At 71.5% G+C, this 16,904-nt stretch carries 15 protein-coding genes; 10 read left to right on the top strand and 5 right to left on the bottom strand.

Translation table 11 applies throughout. The features are described 5' to 3' along the window. Positions 1-51 precede the first annotated feature (51 nt). From AB0B94_RS05890 to AB0B94_RS05870, 5 genes are all read right to left on the bottom strand, one after another. On the bottom strand, positions 52-648 hold the full coding sequence (locus AB0B94_RS05890; protein ID WP_357268812.1) for a DUF305 domain-containing protein: 597 nt from the start codon (positions 646-648) through the stop codon (positions 52-54). Between the two features lie 70 nt (positions 649-718). After that, positions 719-1,633, bottom strand: coding sequence for a DUF1996 domain-containing protein (locus AB0B94_RS05885; protein WP_357268809.1), 915 nt, complete (start codon positions 1,631-1,633; stop codon positions 719-721). Between the two features lie 242 nt (positions 1,634-1,875). Then, positions 1,876-2,535: a C39 family peptidase gene (locus tag AB0B94_RS05880; protein WP_357268806.1), complete on the bottom strand. Its 660-nt coding sequence runs from the start codon at positions 2,533-2,535 to the stop codon at positions 1,876-1,878. A gap of 1,279 nt (positions 2,536-3,814) precedes the next feature. Beyond that, entirely contained in the window at positions 3,815-5,698 is a 1,884-nt protein-coding gene (locus tag AB0B94_RS05875) for a Xaa-Pro dipeptidyl-peptidase (RefSeq protein ID WP_357268803.1), read from the bottom strand. Positions 5,699-5,822: 124 nt separating this feature from the next. Continuing rightward, positions 5,823-6,359, bottom strand: a complete 537-nt coding sequence (locus AB0B94_RS05870; RefSeq protein WP_238669543.1) for a helix-turn-helix domain-containing protein — start codon at positions 6,357-6,359, stop codon at positions 5,823-5,825. A 291-nt stretch (positions 6,360-6,650) separates the two neighbouring features. On the opposite strand from AB0B94_RS05870, the gene AB0B94_RS05865 reads away from it, so the two are divergent. From AB0B94_RS05865 to AB0B94_RS05820, 10 genes are read left to right on the top strand one after another with little or no spacing between them, the layout of a single operon-like run. Then, on the top strand, positions 6,651-8,255 hold the full coding sequence (locus AB0B94_RS05865) for an ABC transporter substrate-binding protein (RefSeq protein WP_357268800.1): 1,605 nt from the start codon (positions 6,651-6,653) through the stop codon (positions 8,253-8,255). Positions 8,256-8,265: 10 nt separating this feature from the next. After that, positions 8,266-9,351 carry an ABC transporter permease gene (locus AB0B94_RS05860; protein ID WP_357268797.1) on the top strand — a complete coding sequence of 362 codons (1,086 nt, stop codon included), beginning with the start codon at positions 8,266-8,268 and terminating at the stop codon, positions 9,349-9,351. Then, positions 9,348-10,247: an ABC transporter permease gene (locus AB0B94_RS05855; protein ID WP_357268794.1), complete on the top strand. Its 900-nt coding sequence runs from the start codon at positions 9,348-9,350 to the stop codon at positions 10,245-10,247. Before AB0B94_RS05860 ends, AB0B94_RS05855 begins: the two co-directional genes overlap by 4 nt. Position 10,248: 1 nt before the next feature. Further along, positions 10,249-11,226 (top strand): ABC transporter ATP-binding protein, encoded by a 978-nt coding sequence (locus AB0B94_RS05850; RefSeq protein WP_357268791.1) that lies wholly within the window; start codon positions 10,249-10,251, stop codon positions 11,224-11,226. Further along, positions 11,223-12,194, top strand: a complete 972-nt coding sequence (locus AB0B94_RS05845; RefSeq protein WP_357268788.1) for an ABC transporter ATP-binding protein — start codon at positions 11,223-11,225, stop codon at positions 12,192-12,194. Before AB0B94_RS05850 ends, AB0B94_RS05845 begins: the two co-directional genes overlap by 4 nt. Positions 12,195-12,208: 14 nt before the next feature. Beyond that, the gene (locus AB0B94_RS05840) at positions 12,209-13,441 is read left to right on the top strand and encodes an amidohydrolase family protein (RefSeq protein ID WP_357268784.1); all 1,233 of its coding nucleotides are present in this window, start codon (positions 12,209-12,211) and stop codon (positions 13,439-13,441) included. Beyond that, on the top strand, positions 13,438-15,129 hold the full coding sequence (locus AB0B94_RS05835) for a DUF885 domain-containing protein (RefSeq protein WP_357268781.1): 1,692 nt from the start codon (positions 13,438-13,440) through the stop codon (positions 15,127-15,129). The genes AB0B94_RS05840 and AB0B94_RS05835 overlap by 4 nt, the downstream gene beginning before the upstream one ends. After that, positions 15,119-15,490: a nuclear transport factor 2 family protein gene (locus AB0B94_RS05830; RefSeq protein ID WP_357268777.1), complete on the top strand. Its 372-nt coding sequence runs from the start codon at positions 15,119-15,121 to the stop codon at positions 15,488-15,490. Before AB0B94_RS05835 ends, AB0B94_RS05830 begins: the two co-directional genes overlap by 11 nt. Then, complete coding sequence (locus AB0B94_RS05825) at positions 15,487-15,813, top strand: TIGR04076 family protein (protein WP_357268774.1); 327 nt, start codon at positions 15,487-15,489, stop codon at positions 15,811-15,813. The genes AB0B94_RS05830 and AB0B94_RS05825 overlap by 4 nt, the downstream gene beginning before the upstream one ends. Further along, entirely contained in the window at positions 15,810-16,802 is a 993-nt protein-coding gene (locus tag AB0B94_RS05820) for an LLM class flavin-dependent oxidoreductase (protein WP_357268771.1), read from the top strand. Before AB0B94_RS05825 ends, AB0B94_RS05820 begins: the two co-directional genes overlap by 4 nt. Positions 16,803-16,904: the final 102 nt, after the last annotated feature.

Raw genomic sequence — 16,904 nt, 5'->3', positions numbered from 1 at the left:
GTCCCGTCCGGCCGGGCTGGCCGTGCTGCCGACGAGATCGAGCGCGCACGGTTAGCCGGGGTCGAGATGATCGAGTCGTGCGAGGTCGGTGGTGCCGGACCGGACCACTGCCGCCGCGAGCGCCACTGTCGCCGGTTGGACTCCGCTCTGCTGCTCAGCGGTGGCGACCCGGACCGACTGCGCGAGATGCGCCCGTAGGTGCCCGGCGAGCAGGCGGTGAAACGACTGCCCGCTGGCCGCCCGCAGCGCTGTCATCTCCGGCGCGGTGACCATGCCCGGCATGTCGTGCCCCTCGTGCGGATTCGTCGTCGGGGCGGCGGCATCGGCCAGCAGCCGGCGGGCGCGGTCCAGATCGGCGCGCCGGGTGGTCGCCACCTGGGTGGCCGTCTGCCGCCAGGCCGGGTCGGTGGTCCGCGCCGGCACCAGATCGAGTACGGGCAGCAGGCGTTCGGTCATCGCCACAGTCAGTTGCAGCCAGGCGATGTCGGTGGGGTTGAACGCCGTACCAGTGGGCGCCGGTGGCGCGGTCGTCGCCGGTGGAGCGGTCACGGGTGGGGTGGCGGTGCTGGCCGCGTCCCGTTGCCCGATGCCACAGCCGGCGACGAGCAGCACGCCGATGAGCACCGTGAACGCCGTGGGCTGGCGCATCCGACCTTCCTTCCCAACCAGGGCGGCGGGCCCGGGTGGCCGGACCCGCCGCGTGGTGTGGAGCTGTCGCTCAGATCGGTCGGCCGTCGTGACCGCACTTGATGACGGGGCGGATGCAGTCCTGGACCCGGCGGGCCAGCTCGGCCACCGGCCAGGCGTTGAAGAAGTCGCCGTGCATCGTGTAGCCCGGCCCGGAGGCCAGCCGGAACCGCGCCGGGTCACCGGTGACCGGGTACCGCAGCACCTGCCGCAACTTGGGCACGTGCACCGGGTGGGTGCTCGGGCAGGCCTGGTTCACCGGGTACGCCAGGTGGCTCTTGTGGTCCGGTGAGTCGAGGTCACGGCCGTTCCAGCACTGCGGGAAGTCCAGGTACGACTCCAGCATCGTGCCGGACGGGCAGTTGACGAAGTCCTTCGACGGCGGCACGTGCCCGGCGTGCAGGCAGGACCAGCGGGCGATGCTGTCGTTCGGCCCGGTGGCCTTCGCGTTGCCGGCGACGAGCCGCAGCCCCTGCGGGAACGGCTGGGTGTTCGCGACGACGTCGGCGCGTACGCCCTCACCCAGGTAGTAGAACGTGGCGATCGCCGGCTCCACCGCGACGTTGTCCCGGTACAGGGTCGGCACCCAGTAGGACGAGACGTCCACCCGCGGGTCGCAGGTGGTGGGGGAGTTGACCAGGTCCGGGAGGGTGGTCTTGGCGTTCGTCACAGTGCTGCCGAAGAAGCTGTGCATGTGCGACGCCCCGGGCAGCCCGGGGAAGACGATCGGGTCGTCCGGCAGCCGGTGGCTGTAGGTGCAGTCGGCGGGGAATTCGGCGACCCGGATGGCGTTGGCGCCGAAGTCAGCGCCGGCTCGGCCGGCGGCGGCGTCGGCCCGGTCGGTGGCGGAGACCAGGTACGTGCCGAGTAGCACCAGCAGGGCGCCGATCGCCGTGGCGAGGCGCAGTCGGCGGGGGATGCCGGAGAGGGGTGCGGCCCTGTCCATCGTGACTCCTGTCGGGGACGGGTCAGGGACAGCTCCGGCGCCGCCGCCGAAGGCATCGGAGTTGTGCCTGGCCAGACTGGGTGGTGGCCGGTTGGGGCCGGTGCGAGAGAGCGCTCTCACTGCTCCCCAGCCTCACGCCGAAGTCGACAATTGTCAATACGTGCCGCAGTTGGTGGAAAAGTCGCCGAAGGGCCGGACCCTGGTGGGGTCCGGCCCTTCGCTGTGCTGAGGGTGTGTGGGTGTCAGCTGGTGGCGTAGCCGCGGGTGGCGATCCAGTCGGCGAGGTGTTCGACGCTGATCTGGTAGGCGGCCTGGTTGGGGTCGGCGGAGTCGGCGATGGTGACGGTGTTGCCGTTGTCGTGGTAGCCGACGACGCTGATGTAGTGCCCGCCCTCGTAGGAGTGGGTCACACCGTCGGTGTCGGTGCTGGTGCCGGCGATGTTGGCGACCACGGCCCGACCGTCGTCGACGGTGCGGACGATGTCGGCGCGCAGGGTGTCGGTCTGCGTGGTGTTGGCGTCGGGGGTGCTGATCTCCACCGACCGGTAGGCGTTGGTCTTGCCGGTTTCCTTGTTCAGCACGGGGGTGATGTCGTTGATGGAGTTGGTGCCGGCCTCGGTGGTGCCCATTTCCTTGGCCATGTCGTCGACGTTGATGTTCTTGCCCTGCACGGACAGGGCGTTTCGGGTGGCGGCGGGCCCGCAGTAGTAGAAGTTCGGCTGGGCTTCGTAGCGCACGCCGAGTTCCCGCTCACCGTGGCCCTTGCGGTCGGTCTGGGTCTGGGTGGCCGGCTTGGTGGTGGGGGCGGCGAAGGCGGTGGTGACGGGGCCGGCGATGGCGCCGCCGGTGAAGGCGAGGCCGGCGGCGGTCAGAGTGGTCTTGCGGATCAGATCGGTACGCATGATGGCGTGCTCCTCTGCATCGGGGGTGTGCCCGCACCACCTGGGGGGTGGGTGGTGGTGCGGGGGAGTTCTTGCCCGGCGACCCGCAACGAGGGGGTCGGCGTCGGGACAGGGTGTAACCGTTCGCGGCGGCGGGTCATTCCACCTCCCCGCGGGGGTTGGCCGTTGGGGTGCTCGGCCGTGCGGGGGATGCGACCGCAGTGGGCTGCCCGGGTGTTCCCGGCGGCGGCCCGGCCGTTGTGGTGCTCGGCCGTGCGGGGATGTAACCGAGGCGGCCTACCGGGTGTTCCCGGGGGCCGCTGCCCGCGCCCTGCGACTCGACGGTCGCGGTGGTCTGCCAGGTATAACGACCCCGCCCGGCCGCCGATTCCACCACGGGGGTGGCCCCGACCACCCGACACCCCAGGCCAAACCCGACAACCCACCCAGCCCGTCGACCTGGCGAACCCGACACGACGCCCACAACCACGTGATCGACTCGGGTTCCTGAAAGTCGCGGTGTCCGAGTGCCGGGGATACCCCGATTTCAAGAAAGCCGAGTGGATCATGCCTGTCTGCGCCGTTCGCGCGCGCCGGACCGCGACTGACCGGCAGGTCGGCGCGTCGTGAGGTCGACCCTGATCGGGTTGCCGTGTGAGGCGGTAGGGCTGGTTGAGGTTGAGCGGCGCGTCGGGCCTGGTTGGGGTCGGCCGAGTGGTCCGGCCGCGTCTGGTAGCGGTTTCCGCGCCCGGTGGCCGGGCCTTGTCGAGGTTGCGGGTGGTGCGGTGGGGCCCTGGTTGAGGTTGCCGCCTCGTTTGGTGCGGCCTGGCCCAGCTCAGCGGAGTGCGAACCCGGCGCAAGATCGTGCTTGATCCAGGAAACAGGGCCTTCCTCGTGCCACGAGACCACTACATCAAGGATCGAGCACGACCTTGCGGACTTTGGGCAGGGCACCGGAAAGCTCGCCCGATCCCCGGCCTGAACGCCGTCGCGCGAGGAGAGCGGCTGTTCGTCAACGCCGGGCCAGCGTCGATCAAGGAGTTGTGGTGGGGGACAAGGTTCTCAGTCGTGACCAAACCGGGCACCACAACTCCATGATCGCCTCGACCGGGCAGGGCGGCACGAGCGGGGCAGCACCGGCGAGGCGGCACTCGCGGGGCGGCACGGGCGGGGGTGGTCCCGACGTGCGGGTGGGCAGGGCACCGGCAAGCTCGCACGGCGCGGCCGGAGCGGTTCCGACGTGCGGGTGGGGCAGCCCGAACGCGTCGGACTGCCCCACCCGGGGAGCGCACACACGAGATCAGAACCCGAGGACGCTCCGCCCGCCGACCACCGGCAGTCGCAGTTCGCTGTCGTTCGGTGCGACCCGCAGCTCGGTGCCGCCCAACGGCAGGAGCGTGTACTCCTGGTCGCTGGAGAAGACGACAACGCCGATCCGGTGTCCCGCCGGGAAGATGTAGTCCTTCGGCTCCATGGTCCACCGGTAGTCGTACATTTTGCCCTGCTTGATCGGCTCGGTGCGCGCGGCGCTCTTGCGGTTCTGCGGATCCATCCACCCTCGCGTCACCACGGTCGGGGCGGCGGTCGACCCGGCTCGACCGTAGTCGACAAGGTACGCGGTGAGGTTCGCGTCCGGCTTGTTGTCGACAGCCATCCGCAGTCGCATCTCCGGCCGCCCGGAGATGCGTACGCTCTGCGTCAGCTCGGGGGAGCGGTAGGCGAGTCGGTTGGCGCTCGCGGTGTCCGGGTTGGCCACCAGGGTGTCCGGGTGGATGGTCCGGCCCTCGTCGACGAAGCTCTGCTCGATCTTGGCCTTCGGCGGCTTGCCGGTGGTGAGCGAGCCGGGTGCTGTGGTGTCGGTGGCCGCGAAGCGCAGGCCGACCTGCCGTGCCGCCGGGTCGGGCCAGTTGGCGTACGTGGTGTAGGCGCGGTCCTCGCGCTGGAGCACCGCGGTCGGCTCGTCCATGATGCCGTTGCGGACGTTCCACAGCCAGAAGTCGAACCAGCGGTTCTCGGTCTGCTTGTACGTCCACGTCTGACCGCTGGGCAGGGTCACCGACGCGCTGCTGCCCGGGCCACCGTGGCCGCCCTGGTGCAGCCAGATCTTGCGGGGGACGTCGCGCTTGGCGAGTTGGTCCCACCAGCCGGCGAAGTGCTCGGTCTTCACGTTCCAGTCGTTGAGGCCGTGCACGACGAAGACGCTGGCCTTGACGTCACGGGCGTCGAGGTAGTCGCGGTCCTGCCAGAACGTCGAGTAGTCGCCGGTGACCCGGTCCTGCTCCGCGGTGATCTCGGCGAGCTCGTCGGCGCACTGCCCCTCGGCGCGTGCCTGCCCGGCGGTGTACTGGGCCAGGATGTCGAGGTCTTCGCCCTGGAAGGTGCCGGGCGCGACGACGAGGCCGTTGGCCCGGTAGTAGTCGTACCAGCTGCTGATCGCGGAGACCGGCACGATGGTCTTGAGCCCCTTGACGCCCGTGGTGGCCACCTGGTTGGGCAGCGTCCCGTTGTAGGAGACACCGGTCATGCCGACCGCGCCGGTGGTCCAGCCGGCGGTGACCGGGGCGCCGTTCACGTCGTACGCTTTCGCCCGGCCGTTGAGCCAGTCGATGACCGCCTTGGTGCCGAGCGTCTCGGCCTGGTCTCCGCTGGTCGGGCAGCCGTCCGAGTCGCCGGTGCCGACGCTCTGGCCGAGCACCACCGCGTACCCGCGGGGCACGTAGTAGTCGTCCAGCGAGCCGGGCAGGTTGGCTTTCGCCTGGGCCCGTTGTGCGCCGGCGTCGAGGGCGCGACGCCCGTTGCGGTCGGTCAGGCCGTTCTGCGGCAGGTCGTCGACCAGCACGCTCGGGTACGGCACGTCACCCCAGGTGCCCTTGCGGTACGGGCTGTGCTCGAAGATGACCGGCACCTTGAAGCCCTGCGTGGCGGTCTCCCGGGGGCGGGAGATGTCGATCGCCACCCGGTCGGGTCGACCGTCGTGGTCGGTGTCCACTGGGGTCTGGACGAACACCCGCTCCTCGATCGCGTCGGCGAGCGAGAACACCGGTTGGGTCATGCCGTCGCTGACCACGATGCCGGTGGGCGTGGTGGGCGTGGGCGGAGCCGCAGCCGCGGGTGGGGCTGCGCTGAGGACCAGGGCGCCGGACATGCCGACGCTCAGGAGTGCCAGATGACGGGGTCGACGCATGCGCGTCTCCCTTCGGTTGGGCTGGTTGCCGGGTAGGCACTGGCCAATCTCGAAGATCCATTCGTCGCCATGCTAGGTCCGCCGCGGCGTCCCGTCGATCCCATCGGCTGTCCACTGTGGCCGGTCAGGGAGTCGGTGGTGTCACCGCGATGATCAGGTGGGAGCGCTGGTCGCTGGCGTTGCGGTAGAGGTGCGCCAGGCGCGAGTCGAAGGTGACCGACTCACCGGCGGTGAGGGTGTACGACTCACCGCCGATCTCGGCGACAACCTCACCGGTGATGACGATCGCGCATTCGGTCGACGGGTGCGCCCACGGTTCGGCCGAGCTGGCGTCGCCGGGTGCGAGGTGGGCCTGGAGCACCTCCAGGTCGCCGCGGCCGGGGGTGAGTCGTTCGTAGGTGATCTGGCCGGGTGGCGCGGCCAGCCTGGTCCGGGCGCCGACGCGGCTGACGTGCACGGGTGGCGCTTCCGGTTCGGAGAACAGCTCCGCGATCGAGGTGTCGAAGACCTGGGCGAGCTTTCGCAGTGTGGAGAGGCTGGGGTCGGTGGCGCCGTTCTCGATCTGGCTGAGCAGCGCGGGGGACACGTCGGCGGCTGTGGCGAGCTGACGCAGCGTGAGGGAGTGCTGCTGACGCAGGTCGCGGAGGCGGTCACCGAGCATGTGTCCTCGTTCCAAATACAGTGTGGCTGAATCTTGATTGACCAAACTATACGACCATGTTTAGGATCACTAAACATCAGGCGGCCATGTTCAGTTCAAGCGAACAAGCCGCACCGAGGCGCGAACCGGACGTCTGCCGCCCGGTCTACATCCAACCCCGAGACGACGCCCCCGAGAAGCCCGCGACGCCCGTCCTCCCATCGGCCCGGCCGACGCGTGGTGTCGCCCGCCGGGCGTCGACGCCCCGCGGATCCCGCACAACGGGCCGCGCGATACGAAGGTAGGAACAGCATGTCGGTGTCTCCCCGCCGGCTCCTCGCCGGAGCGTCCGCTCTGGCGACGCTGGCCGTCCTCTCCGTCAGCGCCTGTAGCGCCGGCGGCAGTGGTGGAAACGCGAACGGTACGGCCAAGACCCTCACCGTGAACACCTCGTTCGTGCTCAAGACCCTCGACCCCGGCCGGGTCTACGAGGCCACCGGTCTGACCGCCGTGCACGCCCTCTACGACACCCTGCTCACCTTCAAGGGTTCGGACGTGAGTAAGCCGGTCCCCGCGCTGGCCGAGTCGTACCAGGCGTCGCCGGACGCCAAGACGTTCACCTTCAAGCTCCGGCAGGGCGTGACGTTCGCCGACGGCAGCCCGCTCACCGCCGACGACGTCGTCTTCTCGCTCAACCGGCTGAAGAACATCAAGGGCAGCCCCGCTGTCACAGTCAGCGGCCTGACCGTGACCAAGACCGACGACAGCACCGTCGTGGTCGCCTCGGCCACCCCGGACCCGAACATCCCGGTGGTGCTGTCGATGCCGTCGACAGCGGTGCTCAACTCCACTGCCGCCAAGGAGCACGGGGCCCGTGACGGCGCCGACGCCGCCCAGGGCGACACCGCGCAGCAGTACCTGGACACCAACTCCGTCGGCAGCGGCCCGTACGTGCTGAAGTCCTACGACCCCTCGTCGCAGGTGGTGTTGGAGGCCAACCCGAAGTACTGGGGCACGAAGCCGCAGTTCTCCCGGGTGGTGCTGCGCAACATGGACGTGCAGACCCAGAAACTGACCATGCAGCGTGCCGAGGCGGCCGAGATCTCCCTGGACATCTCCGGCAAGCTCCTCGACGGACTGCCGGGCAGCCTGCAGACCTCCGGCGTGCAGGACACCGTCTACTTCCTGTTCCTCAACGCCGACCCGGGCGTCTCGGCGGTCACCTCGAACCCGAAGTTCAACCAGGCCCTGCGCGCCGCCATCGACTACCAGGGAATCGCCGCCCTGTACGGCAAGGGCGCCGCCCCCGGCGCCGGGCTGGTCGCACCCGCCTTCCCGGGCGCGCTGCCGGCCGGCGAGGAGTCCAAGCGGGACGTGGCCAAGGCCAAGGCCCTGCTCACCGAGGCCGGCCTGACCAACCCGACGGTGAAGTTCACCTACCCGGCCATCACCTACAAGGGCGTGGACCTCGGCACGGTGGCCACCAAGGTGCAGGGCGACGCCGCCGAGGCCGGCATCAAGCTGGAACTCAACCCGCAGCCGCTGACCACGTTCCTCGACGAGATGCGCGGCGGGAAGTCGCCGCTCGGATTCACCCCGCAGAGCCTGAACTACCCGGTCGCCGACTCACTGATCAACAACATGGCACCGGGCCAGGCGACGGCGCTGCGCTCCGGCTGGACCGTCGAGCGGGCCGACCCGGCTGTGGTGGCCGCCGGCAGGAAGGTCACCGCGACCCTCGACCTGGCCGGTCGGGCCACCGCCATCCAGGAGTGGCAGCGGCTGATGAACGCGTCCTCGCCGTACCTCGTGCTGGCCAGCAACTCCTCCATCGTCGTGGCGACCACGGACCTGACCGGGGCGGACTACACCGCCGCCGGTTGGCAGGTGGACGTCGCAGCGGTCGGCCGCAAGTAGTCCCGACGACATGACGACAGTCAACGACGGTAAGCCGGGCGCGGTCGCCACGACCGCGTCCCGGCCCCGGGTCGCCCACCCGCTGCTGACCTTCCTGGCCAAACGGGTGGCGGTCACCGCCGGCCTGCTGCTCGGCGTCACTGTGGTGACGTTCGGTCTGGTCAACGTGGTCCCCGGTGACCCGGTCACCGCCAACCTCTCCGACCAGGCGCTCAACGACCCCGCCGCGGTGGCCGCGTTCCGCGAGAAGTGGGGCCTGGACCAGCCGCTCTGGGCCCAGTACCTGCACTACCTGGGCAACCTGCTGCACGGCGACCTGGGTCACTCCCAGCAGACCGGACGGGCCGTCCTGGACGACCTGCTGCACTACGTGCCGGCGACCCTGGAACTGGCCCTCCCGAGCATGGTGCTGGCGCTGCTCATCGGCACCGGGGTCGGCATGCTCGCGGCGGTCCGCAACGGCCGGCTCACCGACCAACTGGTCCGGGTCGGCGCCCTGCTCGGGCTCTCCACCCCACCGTTCTGGCTGTCCCTGGTCGTGCTCTACGTCTTCTTCTACCAGCTCGGCCTGGCCCCCAGCGGCGGGCGACTCTCCACGGACTTCAGTCCGCCGCCCACCGTCACCGGCATGTACACGCTCGACGGGGCGCTCGCCGGGCAGTGGGACGTCGCCTGGGACGCCGCCCAGCACCTGTCCCTGCCGGTGCTGGTGCTGACCTCGTTGACGGTGGCGATGCTGGTCCGCTTCGTCCGCTCGGCGATGCTCGAGGTGCTCCAGCAGGACTACATCCGGGCCGCGTACGCCAAGGGCCTGCCGACCCGGGTGGTGCTGCGCCGGCACCTGCTGCGCGCCGGCCTCGTCCCAGTGGTCACCGTCTCCGGCCTGGCGTTCGCCTCGCTGCTCTCCGGGACGGTGCTTGTCGAGAGCATCTTCGGCTGGCCCGGCGTCGGCCAGTACGCCTACCGCAGCGCCACGGCGCTGGACCTGCCCGCGATCCTCGGCGTCAGCCTGTTCGTGGCGCTGGTCTACACGCTGGTCAACCTGACCGTCGACCTGCTGTACGGGCTCATCGATCCGAGGATCCGGTTGTCATGACCACACTTGCAGACCCGAAGGCGGAGCGGGCCCTGGGCCGACGCCGCTGGCTCGGCCGACTGCGCGGTGGCTCGACCAGCCGACCGGTCTGGCGTCAGCCGATCACTGTGGTGGCGTTGACGATCCTCGGTGGATGGTTGCTGCTGGCGTTGCTCGCCGACGTTCTCGCACCGTACGACCCGTTGGCGCAGAGCGCCGACACGTACGCGTCGCCCTCCGGGGCGCACTGGTTCGGCACCGACTCGCTCGGGCGCGACATCTTCAGCCGGGTCGTCCACGGCGCCCGCCTGTCCATTCCGCTGGCCCTGGCCATCGTCTCGCTGGCCCTGCTGGTCGGCGGGCTGCTCGGGCTGGTCGCCGGGTACGTCGGCCGGTTCGTCGACGAGGCGCTGATGCGCCTGACCGACCTGGTGTTCGCGTTCCCGCAGATCATCCTGGCCATGGCGGTGACTGCGGCGTTCGGCCCGAACACCCGCAACGCCGTGCTGGCCCTGGTCATCGTCTCCTGGCCGGTCTACGCCCGGGTGATCCGCAGCGCGGTGCTGAGCATGCGCGGCGACGACTACCTCAACGCCGCCCGCCTGCTCGGGGTCGGGCCGATCCGGGCGTTGCGCCGCGACGTGCTGCCCAACAGCATCGGCCCGGCGATAGTGCTGGCCACCCTGGAGTTGGGCAACGCGGTGCTGCTGCTCGCCGCCCTGTCGTTTCTCGGCCTGGGCCCCCGCCCGCCGGCCGCCGAGTGGGGCTCGATGGTGGCCCTCGGCGCGCAGGACCTGTCGATGTGGTGGGTGAGCGTCTTTCCCGGCCTCGCCATCCTCACCGTGGTGATGGCCTTCAACGTGCTCGGCGACGCGCTGCGCGACCGGCTCGACCCCCGCTACACGAAGGGACGCTGAGGTGGCACCGCTACTCGACGTCGAATCCCTGGCCGTCACCCTGCCCTCACCGCGTGGCCCGCTGCCGATCCTGCACGACGTGTCGTTGACAGTCGACGAAGGTGAACTGGTCGGCATCGCGGGGGAGAGTGGCTGCGGCAAGAGCCTCACCGCGCAGACCCTGCTCGGGCTGCTGCCCCCGGGGGCGGCGGTCACCGGCTCGGCCCGGTACGCCGACACCGACCTGCTGGGCCTGGACGCCCGGGGCTGGCAGCGGGTCCGTGGCGCCGGCATCGCCATGGTCTTCCAGGACCCGAGCGCGGCCCTGCACCCGATGCTCACCGTCGGGCGGCAGCTCACCGAGCACATGCGGGTGCACCTGCGGATGGACCGTCGCGCCGCCGGCCGCCGCGCTGTGGAACTGCTCGACCAGGTGCGCATCCCGGACCCGGAGCGGGCGCTGCGCGCCTACCCGCACCAGTTCTCCGGCGGGATGCGGCAGCGGGTGGCCATCGCCATCGCGCTGGCCGCCCGGCCCCGACTGCTGATCGCCGACGAGCCGACGACCGCCCTCGACGTCACAGTGCAGGCCGGCATCCTCGCCCTGCTGGAACGGCTGCGCGCCGAGACCGGGCTGGCCGTCGCGTTCATCACCCACGACCTCGGGGTGCTCAGCGCCCTGACCACCCGTGGCTACATCTTCTACGCCGGGCGGGTCGTCGAGACCGGTCCGACCGGCGCGCTGCTCACCGCCCCCACCCACCCGTACACGGCCGCGCTGCTCGGCGCCCGACCGCACGGCACCCAGACCGGCGGGACGTTGCGGCCCATCCCGGGCGCGCCGCCGGCACCCGGTGAGGCGCCGCCGGGCTGCCCGTTCCAACCCCGATGCGGGTACGCCGAACCGTCCTGCGGCGAGGCCCCGCCCCCGCTCACCCCCGCCGGCGTCGACCGGTCGGTGGCCTGCGTGGTCCGTCCGCACCTGGAGGTGGCCGCGTGAACACCTCCGCGCGACTGTCCTTCACCGACGTCGAGGTCGAGTACCGCTCCCGAGGACGTGGGCGGGTACGGGCCGTCGCCGGGGTCAGCCTGGAGGTGTCACCCGGCCAGATCGTCGGGCTGGTCGGCGAGTCCGGGTGCGGCAAATCCACACTGGCCCGCGTCGCGGTCGGGCTCAGCGCACCGAGCGCCGGCACCGTCGAGTACGCCGGCCGACCGGTCACCCCGCTGGGCTGGCGGCCCCGATCCGGTGCCGAGGTCGGCCTTCAGATGGTCTTCCAGAATCCGTACGCCTCGCTGAACCCCCGGCGCACCATCGGCTCCCAACTCCTCGACGGCGTGCCGGCCGCGGTCACCGGGTCGGCCCGCCGGGCCCGGGTACATGAGCTGCTCGAACGGGTGGCCATGCCGACCAGCGCCGCCCAGCGGTATCCGCACCAGTTCTCCGGCGGTCAGCGGCAGCGTCTGGCGATCGCCCGCGCGCTCGCCCCGGAACCCCGGATGATCATCGCGGACGAGCCGGTCACCGCGCTGGACGCCTCGTCCCAGGCGCAGGTGGTCAACCTGCTCGTCGGGCTGGTCCGCGACCTGGACATGGGCATGCTCTTCATCTCCCACGACCTGGCGCTGGTGCACGAGATCGCCGACGTGACAGCCGTGATGTACCTGGGCCGGATCGTCGAGGCCGCACCCACCCGCGAGCTGTGGCGCGAGCCCCGACACCCGTACACCCGGGCGTTGATCGACGCGGTGCCGCAGATCGGGCCCACCCCGCGCCTGCCCGCCATCCTCGCCGGGGAGGTGCCCGACCCGGCCAACGCGCCCACCGGGTGCCGTTTCCGGCCACGCTGCCCGCACGCGTTCGCCCCCTGCGGGGAGCAGCCCCCCACAGTCGACCTGGGCGACCGCAGCGTCGCCTGCTGGCTCACCGACTCCGCAACGGCCCCGACCGTCGCGCGCTCACTCTGAGGACACCCATGCGCATGCCCACCGAACAGGTACTGGTCAACCTCGCCCTCTACGACGGTGTCCAGGACGCCCTCCAGCCCGATCGCGGCATCTGGATCGACGCCGACGGGATGATCCGTGCCGTCGGTCAGGTCGACGACGTCCTCGCCGAGGCCGGCGCGGCCCGGGTGGTCGACCTGGGCGGCGAGCACGTCATGCCGGGTCTGACAAACATGCACGTCCACCTCTCGCTGGGGTTGCCCGGCCACCTCGCCGACACTGTGCACGGCGCGAACCTGGCCGAGTTGGTGCTGCTGATGGCCGACTCGGCCCGGCGCACCCTGCACTCCGGTGTCACCACCGCCCGCCTCGTCGGGGAGAGCCGGTACGCGGACTTCGCCCTGCGCAGGGGGATCGAGGCCGGCGCTGTCGACGGCCCGCGCATCTTCACCGCCGGGCACGCGCTCTGCTGCACCGGTGGGCACGGCTGGGACGCCGACGCCCTGGAGGCCGACGGCGCGGACGGGTTCCGGCGGGCCACCCGCGAACAGCTCCGCGCCGGCGCCGACCTGATCAAGGTCTGCATCTCCGGTGGGATCGCGGGCCAGCACGAGGCGATCGACACCCCGCAGTTGCTCGACGACGAGATGGCCGCTGTCATCCGCGTCGCGCACGACTGGGGGCGCAAGGTCACCGCGCACGCCGGCCCGGCCGACTCGGTCCGCCGCGCCGTCGAGCTGGGCCTCGACTGTGTCGAGCACGGGTACGAGCTGACCGACGACGTCACCCGACTGATGGCCGAGCGGGGTGTCTGGTACGTGCCGACGATAGTGGTGAGCCGCTGCGAGCAGTTCTTCCGCGATTCCGGGGTGCCCGGTTGGCTGATGGACCGGGCCCTCGCGGCCGGGCCCCGGCACTGGGAGAGCCTTCAGCACGCCATCCGCAACGGCGTGCCGATCGCGCTGGGCAGCGACATGCCCCCGCACGCCGGCTACGACGAGACCACGGCGACCATCCGCGAGCTGGAGTTCATGGTGGACGCGGGGATGCCCGTCGCTGACGCGCTCAAGGCCGCCACCACCCGCCCCGCCCAGTGGCTGGGACGTGCCGACACCCTCGGCGCCGTCGAGGTCGGCAAGCATGCCGACCTGCTGGTGCTGCGCGACGACCCGACCCGCTCGGTCTCCGCGTTGCGCACCCTGCACGCGGTGATGAAGGGCGGGGTGGCGTACCGCGACGACCACGGCCGGCTCGGCGTGCCGCGATGAGCAGCATCACGCAGGTCGCCGACGGGTACCTCGACGCGCTCGCCGAGCTGGACCCGCAGGCGGCCGAGGCGGTGGGGCGTACCCCTCGATCGCACGTCCCGGACCTCTCGCCGGACGGCTTCGACGCCCGTGCGGAGTTGGCCCGGCGCACCGCGACGGCCGCGGCGGCGGCGACCACCCACGACCCGGGCGAGCGGTCCCTGGCCGATGCCCTGCTCGACCGGCTGGCCAGTGAGGTCGACCTGTACGACGCGGGGTTCACCACCCGACTGCTCGCCCCGCTGGCCACGCCGGTGCACCTGCTCCGGCAGCTCTTCGACAATCTGCCCCGGCACACCGAGGACGACTGGGCGGTGGTGGCCGACCACCTGCACCAGGTGCCCGACGCCCTGGACCGGTACGCCGCGACGCTGCGCCGGTCGGCACAGCAAGGACAACTGGTCGCCCGCCGCCAGGTGCTGGTGGTCGCCGACCAGTGCACCTCCTGGACCACCGCCGACTTCTACGGGCGGTTGGTCGACGGCTGTCCCGGCGGCCCGCTCGCCGCTCGGCTGCACCGGGGCGCGCGGCTGGCGAGCGCCGCCACCGCCGGTTTCGCGGCGTTCCTCCGCACCGAGCTGGCACCCGCGGCGTCCGCCGTGGACGGTGTCGGCGGCGACCTGTACCGGGTCACCGCCCGCAGCTTCCTCGGCGCGACAGTCGACCTGAACGAGGTGTACGAGTACGGCTGGGCGGAGTTGGACCGCACCGCCGCCGAGCTGCGGACCGTCGCGGGCGAGCTGGGCCACTCGCGGGTGACTGCCGCGCGGACGGCCCTGGACGCCGACCCGGCCGCTCGGGTGACGGCCGGGCCTGCCCTGGAGGAGTGGCTGCGCCAGCGCACCGAACAGCTGACCCGGGCCCTCGACGGCACCCACTTCGACATCCCGTCCGCCACCCGCCAGGTGTTGTGCCGGATCAGCCCCGCCACGTCCGGGGTCATGTACTACACGCCGCCCGACCCGGCGTTGACGCGTCCCGGCGCGATCTGGTGGTCGGTGCCCACCGGCGAGTCGACGGTGCCGGTGTGGCGGCACGTCGGCACGCTCTGCCACGAAGGGCTGCCCGGCCACCACCTCCAGCACGCCGTCACCCTCACCACCGCCGCCCTGCACCCGTGGCAGCGCACCCTGTGCCAGGTGCACGGGTACGCCGAGGGGTGGGCGCACTACGCCGAGCGCCTCGCCGACGAGATCGGCCTGTACGCCGGCCCGGCCGAGCGGCTCGGCATGCTCGACGGTCAGCTGTGGCGGGCCGCCAGGGTGGTCATCGACCTGGGCCTGCACCTCGGGCTGCCGATCCCGGCCGGTAACGGGTTCACCGAGGAGCGCCGGTGGACGCCAGCGCTCGCGGTGGACGTCCTCACCCGCGTTGTCGGCCTGGACGCCGAGACCGCCCGTTTCGAGGTCGACAGGTATCTCGGCTGGCCGGCGCAGGCCCTGGCCTTCAAGGTCGGCGCGCGGCTGTGGCAGCAGGCCCGCCGGGACGCCGAGCGCCGCGAGGGCGCCGCCTTCGACCGGAAACGCTTCCACCACACCGCGTTGGCGCTCGGACCCATGGGACTGGATCCGCTGCGCGCCCGTCTGGCCGACCTGCCCTGCCCCCGGCACCGCCGTACCCGATCGGAAGTGACAGCCGATGAGCGATGAGCTCCGCACCACCATCACCGACCTGTACCGGTCCCTCGGCGACCGGCCCGCCTTCGACGCGCACCTGCACCCCAACCTGACGTTCTGGGAGTCTGATTCGGACGGCCTGCTGTCCGGCCTGCCCGCGCTCGACGACCTGCGGGACCGGCGGGCGACCCGGGCGACGGGGTCGGCGCCGATCTCGGTGGCGCCGGAGGACCTGCGCGCCGATGCCTGGGGCGACACGGGTCTGGTCCGCTACGTGCTGCGGGCCCGTTTCGCCGACGCCCGCCCGGACGAGTGTTTCCGGGTGACCGACGTGCTGCGCCGCGAGGATGGCTCCTGGCGCATCGTGCACCACCACGCGGAGGCCGTGCGATGAGCGCCGAGGAACCCACCACCGATCTGTACGACCTGCGGGTCGTGGTGGAGCGGATCGAGGGTCGCTCGGTGTGCGGTCTGAAACCGGGCGACCACATCGACCTGACCGGCTCCAACCGGCTCACCATCCCGGCCGGGGGGCACTTCTGCCTGTACGCCCTGGCGGCGTGCCTGCCGTTGCTGCCGGCGAAGCAGCGGGCGCTGGCCGAGGGCGACTGGATGGCCCGGGACAGCCACGTCGCCTGTCCGGACCCGGACGAGCGGCTCATCATGCGCATCGAACGGACCGGCCTTCAGCGCATCCCCACCGAGGAGTTGACGTGAGCGCTGGGCTGGTCGGCATCGGCCTACAGTCCGACAAGTCCGCCGACGAGTACGCGGAACTGGCCGAACTGACCGAGCGGCACGGCTTCGACGTGCTGTCGGTCTTCGGTGACCTGATGTACCAACCGCCGATCTTCCCGCTGTTGGTGGCGGCCCGGCACACCCGGCGGATCCGCCTGGGCGCGGCCTGCCTCAACCCGTTCACCATGCACCCGGTGGAGGTCGCCGGTCAGGTGGCCGCACTGGACCTGGCCTCGCGGGGTCGGGCCTACCTGGGCCTGGCCCGGGGCACCTGGCTCAACGAGGTCGGTGTGCCGCAGGTCCGTCCGATCCGGCGCATCGTCGAGACGGTCGCCGTCGTACGGCTGCTGCTCGCCGGCGACGACAGCGGTTTCCAGGGTCGGGAGTTCACAGTCGCGCCGGGCACGTCGCTGCGGTACACGCCGGCCCGTGCCGACGTGCCGGTCCTCGTCGGCACCTGGGGGCGGCAGACCGCCCGGGCAGCGGCCGGCTTCGCCGGCGAGGTCAAGGTCGGCGGGTCGGCCAACCCGGCGATGGCCCGGATGATGCGCGCCTGGCTGGACGACGCTGCGGTCGCGGGCCGGAACGGCACTGGTGTCGTGCTCGGCGCTGTCACAGTCGTCGACGAGGACGGTGCGATGGCACGTCGGGTGGCGCGCCGGGAGGTGGCCATGTACCTGGCGGTGGTCGCCGCCCTCGACCCGACGATCGAGGTGGACCCGGAGTTGCTGGCCCGGATCCAGCGGCACGTCGGCCGCCGGGAGGACGACCTCGCCGGTGCGCTGATCGGCGACGACCTGCTTGATCTGTTCGCCTTCTCCGGCACGCCCGAGCACGTCGCGGGGCAGGCCGCGGCGGTGTTCGACGCCGGGGCGAGCCGGGTGGAGTTCGGTACCCCGCACGGGTTGACGCCGCACGGCGGCATCGACCTGCTCGGCCGGCGGGTGCTCCCACTGTTACGCGGCTGAAAACTCCTCATCAAGGGCCTCGAAGATCACGCATTCCTGCATATGATCTTGCGGGAAGTCGCCCGAAGAGGCGGTTTTCGTCCACATTAGACGAGGAGCGAC

The sequence above is a fragment of the Micromonospora sp. NPDC048986 genome, assembly GCF_040649335.1.
GTDB classification, from domain to species: Bacteria; Actinomycetota; Actinomycetes; order Mycobacteriales; family Micromonosporaceae; genus Micromonospora; species Micromonospora alfalfae.
The sequence above is the reverse complement of the archived record's forward strand: the minus strand, read 5'-3'. Positions and strand labels throughout refer to the sequence as shown.

Excerpts from the sequence above, each read along its gene's own strand:
- AB0B94_RS05890 (WP_357268812.1), bottom strand. The coding sequence starts at position 648 with ATGCGCCAGCCCACGGCGTTCACGGTGCTCATCGGCGTGCTGCTCGTC.
- AB0B94_RS05885 (WP_357268809.1), bottom strand. The coding sequence starts at position 1,633 with ATGGACAGGGCCGCACCCCTCTCCGGCATCCCCCGCCGACTGCGCCTC.
- AB0B94_RS05880 (WP_357268806.1), bottom strand. The coding sequence starts at position 2,535 with ATGCGTACCGATCTGATCCGCAAGACCACTCTGACCGCCGCCGGCCTC.
- AB0B94_RS05875 (WP_357268803.1), bottom strand. The coding sequence starts at position 5,698 with ATGCGTCGACCCCGTCATCTGGCACTCCTGAGCGTCGGCATGTCCGGC.
- AB0B94_RS05870 (WP_238669543.1), bottom strand. The coding sequence starts at position 6,359 with ATGCTCGGTGACCGCCTCCGCGACCTGCGTCAGCAGCACTCCCTCACG.
- AB0B94_RS05865 (WP_357268800.1), top strand. The coding sequence starts at position 6,651 with ATGTCGGTGTCTCCCCGCCGGCTCCTCGCCGGAGCGTCCGCTCTGGCG.
- AB0B94_RS05860 (WP_357268797.1), top strand. The coding sequence starts at position 8,266 with ATGACGACAGTCAACGACGGTAAGCCGGGCGCGGTCGCCACGACCGCG.
- AB0B94_RS05855 (WP_357268794.1), top strand. The coding sequence starts at position 9,348 with ATGACCACACTTGCAGACCCGAAGGCGGAGCGGGCCCTGGGCCGACGC.
- AB0B94_RS05840 (WP_357268784.1), top strand. The coding sequence starts at position 12,209 with ATGCCCACCGAACAGGTACTGGTCAACCTCGCCCTCTACGACGGTGTC.
- AB0B94_RS05835 (WP_357268781.1), top strand. The coding sequence starts at position 13,438 with ATGAGCAGCATCACGCAGGTCGCCGACGGGTACCTCGACGCGCTCGCC.
- AB0B94_RS05830 (WP_357268777.1), top strand. The coding sequence starts at position 15,119 with ATGAGCGATGAGCTCCGCACCACCATCACCGACCTGTACCGGTCCCTC.
- AB0B94_RS05825 (WP_357268774.1), top strand. The coding sequence starts at position 15,487 with ATGAGCGCCGAGGAACCCACCACCGATCTGTACGACCTGCGGGTCGTG.